At 48.7% G+C, this 7,815-nt stretch carries 6 protein-coding genes and 1 pseudogene; 5 read left to right on the forward strand and 2 right to left on the reverse strand.

Features of this window, described 5'->3' with window-relative positions; translation table 11 throughout:
* The 3 genes from yidC to yihA form a co-directional block, all read left to right on the forward strand.
* Positions 1 to 1,646, forward strand: a 1,646-nt coding sequence (gene yidC, locus Q0231_RS08305; RefSeq protein ID WP_299347081.1) for a membrane protein insertase YidC, incomplete at its 5' end; no start/stop codon positions are given.
* 82 nt (positions 1,647 to 1,728) lie between these two features.
* On the forward strand, positions 1,729 to 2,364 hold the full coding sequence (locus Q0231_RS08310; protein ID WP_269392856.1) for a CatB-related O-acetyltransferase: 636 nt from the start codon (positions 1,729 to 1,731) through the stop codon (positions 2,362 to 2,364).
* A 9-nt stretch (positions 2,365 to 2,373) separates the two neighbouring features.
* On the forward strand, positions 2,374 to 3,003 hold the full coding sequence (gene yihA / locus Q0231_RS08315) for a ribosome biogenesis GTP-binding protein YihA/YsxC (protein ID WP_269392857.1): 630 nt from the start codon (positions 2,374 to 2,376) through the stop codon (positions 3,001 to 3,003).
* 30 nt (positions 3,004 to 3,033) lie between these two features.
* On the opposite strand, the gene Q0231_RS08320 is transcribed toward yihA, so the two are convergent.
* On the reverse strand, positions 3,034 to 5,697 hold the full coding sequence (locus Q0231_RS08320; RefSeq protein WP_269392858.1) for an EAL domain-containing protein: 2,664 nt from the start codon (positions 5,695 to 5,697) through the stop codon (positions 3,034 to 3,036).
* Positions 5,698 to 5,767: 70 nt separating this feature from the next.
* Positions 5,768 to 6,481, reverse strand: coding sequence for a type 1 glutamine amidotransferase (locus Q0231_RS08325; RefSeq protein ID WP_269392859.1), 714 nt, complete (start codon positions 6,479 to 6,481; stop codon positions 5,768 to 5,770).
* Between the two features lie 141 nt (positions 6,482 to 6,622).
* Between Q0231_RS08325 and argB the strand changes: the two genes are divergently transcribed.
* Together argB and Q0231_RS08335 are read left to right on the forward strand one after the other, a co-directional pair.
* Positions 6,623 to 7,543, forward strand: coding sequence for an acetylglutamate kinase (gene argB / locus Q0231_RS08330; RefSeq protein WP_269392860.1), 921 nt, complete (start codon positions 6,623 to 6,625; stop codon positions 7,541 to 7,543).
* Positions 7,530 to 7,815 (forward strand): annotated as a pseudogene (locus Q0231_RS08335) (pyrimidine 5'-nucleotidase); the annotation flags it as partial. The gene argB and the pseudogene Q0231_RS08335, both read left to right, overlap by 14 nt.

Genomic DNA, 7,815 nt, shown 5'->3' on the forward strand with positions numbered 1-7,815 from the left:
CCACAAGTGGACAAACTGGAGCAAGCCCTGCAACGATCATGGGCACGCGAGAAGACGTGATTGCCGCCACAGATCGTGTGAAGATCACAACGGGCGCTCTTGAAGGTTCAATCAACTTGGTGGGTGGTCGCTTGGACGATCTTCACCTCTCTCAATACCGCGAGACAATTGATGATGACAGCCCAATCATCACGCTGCTTTCTCCTCAAGGCACGCCAAAACCCTATTTTGCTGAGCAAGGCTGGACAGCATTGGCAGGCTCAACAATTACTTTGCCAAAACCATCAACCATCTGGAGTGTTGAAGGTAATTCGACGCTCGGTGTAAATGCACCTGTTACTTTGGTATTTGATAATGGCCAAGGGCTTGTATTCAAGCGCACTTTCGAGCTCGACGAGAACTACCTGTTCACCGTGAAGCAAACCGTTGAGAACAACACGGCAGGCGATATTGCGCTTTACCCTTATTCATATGTCACGCGTCAAGAAACACCGGAAACTTCTGGCTACTTCATTTTGCATGAAGGACCGATTGGTGTGTTGGGAGATGCGAACCTTATTGAGCTTGGCTACAAGGATTTGGTTGAAGACAGCCGCAAGAAGTTCGACGCGAAATCTGGCTGGCTTGGTTTTACCGATAAATATTGGGCAGCGGCTGTATTTCCAGAAGCCGGCGCAACAATCAATGCCCAATTTGATTACAAGAAAACTGATGGCCGCGATACCTATCGTGCTAGCTATGTAACCACCGAGCCAACTGTTGTAGCCGCGGGCACAACAGCTGAGCACAAAAGCTATGTGTTCGCTGGTGCCAAGGTTGAAAGAATCATTGATTCATACGAGACGGGCCTGGGTCTTGATCGACTTGAATTGCTGATTGACTGGGGTTGGTTCCACTTCATCACTAAGCCATTGTTCTACGTCATCCGTTTCTTGAATGACATTTTGGGCAACTTCGGCCTCGCCATTTTGGCTGTGACTGTATTGATCAAGATTTTGTTCTTCTGGTTTGCGAACAAATCATACGCCTCGATGGCGGGTATGAAAAAAGTTCAGCCGGAAATGAAAGAAATCCAAGAGCGTCACAAAGAAGACCGTATGGCCCAACAGCAGGCCATGATGGAGCTTTACAAACGCGAGAAGATCAACCCAATGAGTGGTTGCTGGCCGGTGCTTATTCAGATCCCGGTGTTCTTTTCGCTCTACAAAGTGTTGTTCGTCACCATTGAAATGCGTCAAGCGCCGTTCTTTGGTTGGATTCAAGATTTGGCTGTTCCAGATCCCACGAACTTGTTCAACCTGTTTGGCCTTATTCCTGTCGACCCGACAGCATTGCCATTAATCGGTGGCTTCCTTGTGCTTGGCGCTTGGCCGTTGATCATGGGTCTGACCATGTTTGTGCAAATGCGCCTTAACCCTCCACCAGCAGATGCAACACAAGCTGCCATCTTTGCTTGGATGCCTGTGATCTTTACGTTCATGTTGGCGGGCTTCCCAGCTGGCTTGGTGATCTATTGGGCATGGAACAACTTCTTGTCCATCTGTCAGCAGTATTTCATTATGAAACGGCATGGCGCGGATGTTGATATTATTGGCAACATCTTGGCGAGTTTCAAAAAGAAAGCGCCTGATGGCGATGCCAAATAATTTCGAGTAGGTCCCATAGACCTCCTCCAAAAAAAGCTTAAGATCGCGTCGAACCCTCGGCGCGATTTTTTTGTGGTGTATTATGTTTGGTCCGGACCCTAAAAACCCAACGCCTCTGCCTGGCATTGATCAACTTATCTTTCTAAAGAACTTCATCACCCGACCAGACATTCAAGTCGGTGACTACACCTATTACGACGATGATGAAGACGCTGCGGATTTTGAGAAGAAAAACGTGCTCTACCACTATGACTTTGTTGGTGACAAATTGATCATCGGCAAGTTTTGTTCTTTGGCAAAGGATTGCACATTCATGATGAATGGCGCCAATCATACCTTCACAGCCTTCTCTACTTTCCCATTCGCCATCTTCCAAAATGGCTGGGGCGATGGTGATGTGATGCAACTCAAGAGCCAAGCCCGCGGTGACACAATCGTTGGCAACGATGTTTGGATAGGCCGCGGGGCAACAATTATGCCTGGCGTTAAAGTTGGCGATGGTGCCATTGTTGGGGCACAAGCAGTCGTTGGACGAGACGTTCCTCCTTACACCATTGTTGCTGGCAATCCCGCGCGCGAAATCCGCAAAAGGTTTGATGATGAGACCGTTGAATCCTTGCTGAACATCAAATGGTGGAACTGGCCAATTGAAAAAATTACGCGAAATCTTGATGCCATCACCACAGCAGACCTAGACGGCATGCGCAATGCGGTATAGACCGCTCAAATGAGTGAATTTAGCCCCAAAGAAATTGAAGCAGGTCGCCTGCTTTTTGCACGCCCTTGGCAGTTTATCAAAGGATGCGTGCGCATTGACGATCTACCGCCAGGTGATCGGCTTGAGATTGCGTTTGCGGGGCGTTCAAACGTTGGCAAGTCATCTTTGATCAACGCTCTGACAAACCGGGTAAACCTTGCACGCACGTCCAACACGCCAGGGCGTACGCAAGAGCTTAACATATTTGAAGCCGATGATGCCCCTTTACGCATAGTTGATATGCCTGGCTATGGATTCGCAAAAGCGCCCAAAAAGACCGTTGAAAAATGGACACGCCTCATCCACGCTTATCTTAAAGGCCGCGCAACTTTACGCCGTGTGTTCGTGTTGATTGATGGGCGTCACGGCCCCAAGGCGGCGGACGAAACGGTGATGAATGAACTTGATACAGCCGCTGTTTCTTATCAGATCGTTCTTACGAAAGCGGACAAACCAAAAGCTGGTGAACTTGAAAAAGTCATTGCACTAACCAGCAAGATTGTTGCAAAGCACCCCGCTGCCCACCCAGAGATGATTATTACTTCATCTGAAAAGGGAATTGGCATGGAGGAATTGCGCGCCACGATCTCGCGCTTTTAGTATCTGGTTGCCACACCGCGGCTAGCGTTTTCAGGATGCTTGGCGTTGGTGATCTTTCATAAACGAACGCAAATCCGCAGCGGACATAGGCTTTGCGTATAGGTAGCCTTGCAGGGCGTCTACGCCCAAGCTGCGCAAGATTTCCGCTTGTTCTTCGGTTTCAACGCCTTCAGCCAAGACCTCAATATTTAGCGATTTGCCCATATCGATCATAGATTTCGTCAGACGACGCTGATCGTCGGACGAACCAATGGAAGCCACAAACTGCCGGTCAATTTTGATGCGGCTTGGTTGTAGATTGAGCAGGCCAACAATTGAGGCATGACCTGTACCAAAATCATCAATGTCGATTTCGATACCCATTGCTTTGATCTTTGCGAGGTTGCGCTCAACAACCGTGTCGCAATCATCCAAGAAAATGGACTCGAGCAATTCAAAGGTGATTTTTCCGGGCTCTATTTCCAGTTCCTGCAAACGACGCACCAGATTTTCGTCGCGCAAACGTGGCGAAGAGATATTGACCGAGGCTTGTGCTATGGACACACCCTGCTCTTCCCACGATTTCATGTCGTTGAGTACGCTGGTTAGGATTTCATGATCAATTTCGTCGATTACATTTATGTCTTCAGCGACCTTGAGGAAATCATAGGGGGTTAACACGCCTTTATCTGGATGGTCCCAACGCGCGAGCGCCTCCACCCCGATCACTGCGCCTGTATGGGCATCGAATTGAGGTTGGTAGTATGGAACAAACTGACTGAGCTCTAGCCCCCAAAGGATATCCTCAGATACTTCACGTGCTTTGACGATGCGTTCTTGCTGATCATTTGAGAAGAACTCATAGCAATTCCGCCCAAGTTCTTTTGCACGATAGAGGGCAATATCAGACTTCGTCATCAGATCATTTAGATCTGCTTCCCCACTGCGGGCATAGGCGATCCCCACGCTAGCACCGAATCGGCATGGTTGACCTTCGTAGATAAAAGGTACTTTGAGTTTTTCAATGATCGAGTGCGCTAGAGCCGCAAGTTCTGCCTTGTCCAACTCGCGCTCCAAAATGATAACAAATTCATCCCCACCAACTCGAGCGACAAAATCTTGTTCATCCAGAGATTTGCTCAACACTTTGGCCACGTGTCGCAAGGTTGCGTCGCCAGCCAGGTGGCCCAAAGAATCGTTTATCTGTTTGAATCGGTCCAAGTCGATCGCCAGCATTGCAACCATGTTTTCGTTGCGGTCGTTTGGTACATACTCTTCAATCGTTTGATCCAAGAAGCGACGGTTGGGCAACATTGTGAGAGGATCGTGCAGCGCAAGATGTTTGATACGGATTTGCATCCCTTCAAGCTCTACATTTTTGCTTTCGGCCAGTCTTTTTGCCGAGAGCAGATCATCACGCAGATTGACTTCGGCTGTTATGTCCCAATTCACACCAACCATCTTTGGATAGCCATCAATTGGGTGGTAGTAAGCGCATCGTGACTGGAGATGACGTGTGATACCTTGGGGCGTTATGATGCGGAACTGTGTACTGAGTTGTGATTTTTTCTCAATTGCTTCATTGAATGCACTCAAGACCCGTTCTGCATCGTCAGGATGAAGGCTATTGATGAACGCATCACCCGAGCGGGTTGTATCTTGAGGGTCCAGCCCGAAAAGCAAGTTTGTGCGCCGGTCCCAGAATCGATCTCCTGTGACAAGATTTGCCTCCCAAACACCGATATCTGAAGATGAGAGAGCAACATTTAGGCGTTCGGAAATCAGGCCAATTCTCTCTTCACGCATGGCGAGCTCTGCATTTTGCTTTTCACGCTGACGCATAAGGTGGCCAGAATATGCCGTTGGTGCAAAAACGAGTAAGCCCGCGAACAACATTGCAATGCGCAAAGACGTCAAATCTGCAGCATGTGCTTTCCAGCCCCCTTTTGGGCAGGCAAGCATTTGCCATGATCCATTTGGTAAGCTCACATTCACGCGTACCGACTTGTTAAAATCTCGCTTGTCAGGGCCAAAAAATACCTCGCCTCGGGCTCCAAGCGCATCTTTTCCCACAAGTGAAACGTCAATCGGCAAGTCTTTGTTGGTTAGGCCACTGTTTTCATAAAGCTTTTGAACATCAATCACAGCCGAAACAATTCCCCAAAAGCGTTGCGTACCGTCCGGATTGTCCGTGAATACGGGGAAACGGCCAATGAAGCCCTGACCGCCTTGAACCAGATTTACGGGGCCAGCCAAAATAAGACTTCCGCTGTCACGCGCTCTTAGCGCGGCAGCACGCTGCGCAACATTTTGGTTATAATCGAGCCCGATCGCTTTTTCGTTGCCTTCTCGCGGGTGTATCATTGATATTACAAGATCAGGTGCACCTGCGATGACGGTAAGCTCTGAATGCCCGTCAAATAGGTTCTTGGCTAATCTCTCAAACTCTGCCGGTGTCATGTCTGGTTGCCCGGACAATACCGACACCAACCCTTTGGCCAACTGCAGATTTGAGTTTATGTTTCCCTCTAACTGGGACCGCAATAGGTTTGCGTGGCTTGTTACTTCTTCACGTACGGTCTGCTCGTGAATGGACCGACTTTGGTATTCAGAATATTGCCAAAAACACACAGTTAGTACGAGTGCAATTAACGCTGGAATATTCGTCGCACTCCACACGTGTTTCTTAAACCAATTCAATATCCGTACCAACATGCCAGCTCAATTGCCTATAGTGGAAAATAACTACTATGAGACTTTATGAATGGAATGATTAATTATTGATTTAGTCGGACCTATTCAAGAATCGTCGAAAATACTCAGCCATGAGCTCATTGTCGTTTTGGGTCTGCGCAGAAGCAACAGCTTCTTCGCCCACTTTTGGATCAAACAGCTCCCCCGAGCGCAATGTGTAGACCGCCTTTGCATATTCGTTTTCGAATTCGGGGTGCGCTTGAATGCTAATCGCGGCCCCATTGTCGTATTCCAACATAGCGTTTGGGGTGAAGTCGTTGCCACCGATGACTTTACTGATTGATGGCGGGGTGATGACTTGATCTTGGTGGATCACGTTGAACTGCATCTGGTCAGGCGCGTCGGCCATATATGCGGATTTTTGGGTAATGGCATATTGATGGCGCCCTACCCCCCAGCCTTTTTCTGACTTCTTTACGACCCCACCAAGGGCATCTGCTAAAATCTGGTGACCAAAACAAACCCCAATCATTGGGATTGATCTTGCGTAGGCTTCCCGGATGAAGTCACGCAAAGGATCCATCCAAGGTTTTTTGTCATAAACACCGAGGGAAGAACCTGTGATGATAATCGCTTCAACATCATCAATATTTGGCAGGGGCTCGTCTTCGATCAAGCTGACGGTCTCATAGGTAAACTTGCCGCCTCCGTCTCCAACTAAGTCAGCAAACATTTTGCCATAGTTGTCGAACCGCCCTCTTAAGGGCTCAGCCACTAGGCCCGTTTGAAACACCGAAACCTTCATTATTGCACCATTCCTCATGCCAGTTGGAGCGCCAAATAATTTGATCAAATTAAGATTGGCCACATTTTTGCGGCCGAAGCAAGACAAGTGAGCAAATTTTGTTTAAGGGTGATAAATGTTGGTGGAGCGTCTGAGAAAACTATGAACACAGATAAAACAAAAGAAGCGGCCATATTGGCTCAAGCGTTGCCTTATATGTTGCGCTATGATCATCGTGTAGTGGTGGTGAAATATGGTGGCCACGCAATGGGCGACCCTGAGCTTGCGCGCGCATTTGCCCGCGACATCGTGTTGCTGCGCCAATCAGGCGTTATGCCCATTGTTGTGCATGGCGGCGGTCCGCAAATTGGCAAAATGCTTGATCGGCTGAATATCACGTCTGAGTTCAAGGATGGTCTTCGTGTTACGGACCGCAATACCGTAGACATTGTTGAGATGGTGCTGGCCGGCTCCATCAACAAACAAATCGTAACCGCAATCACACAAGAAGGCGGTCGCGCGATTGGCCTTTGCGGCAAAGACGCGGGCATGGTGAAAGCGAAAAAGCTAAAACGCACCAAAATGGACCCTGACAGCAACATAGAACGGATCATTGATCTTGGATTTGTTGGTGAGCCGGACGAAGTTAACCCCGAAATTTTACATCGCCTAATTGGCGAGGAGATCATTCCGGTTATCGCACCGATCGCCGCGGGTAAAAACGGCGACACGTTCAATATTAATGCTGACACTTTTGCAGGCGCCATTGCATCTGCAATGGATGCTAAACGGTTTTTGTTGCTTACGGACGTCGAGGGGGTGATGGATGGTGATGGCGAACTCATTCCAGACATGAACACCACAGTTGCGCAGCAGTTGATCGACGATGGTGTTGCCAAAGGGGGCATGATCCCCAAACTTGAAACTGCAATTCATGCGCTTGAAAGCGGCGTGCAAGGCGTGGTGATTGTCAACGGCAAAACCAAGCATGCGGTCTTGCTTGAGTTATTTACTGAACATGGTGCGGGCACATTGATTCACCTGCCTGGTGAAATTGAGGATGACGACGATGCCTCTTACTGATGTGCGCCATTGGGTCTTTGATCTTGATAATACGCTCTATCCGCGTACCTGTAGATTATTTGATCAGATTGATGTTTTGATCACCGCATATGTTGCGGACATCACTGGGCTCGACCCAGTGCCCGCGCGCAAGTTGCAAAAAGAATTCTACCGCGACCACGGCACCACCTTGCGCGGTTTAATGGCCACACGCGAAGTGGATCCGCATCACTTTTTGTCCAAGGTCCATAATATTGACTATTCGCCCGTGCAACCCGCTCCCGAGCTTATTG

The sequence above is a fragment of the uncultured Maritalea sp. genome, assembly GCF_937139385.1.
Taxonomy (GTDB): Bacteria; Pseudomonadota; Alphaproteobacteria; order Rhizobiales; family Devosiaceae; genus Maritalea; species Maritalea porphyrae_A.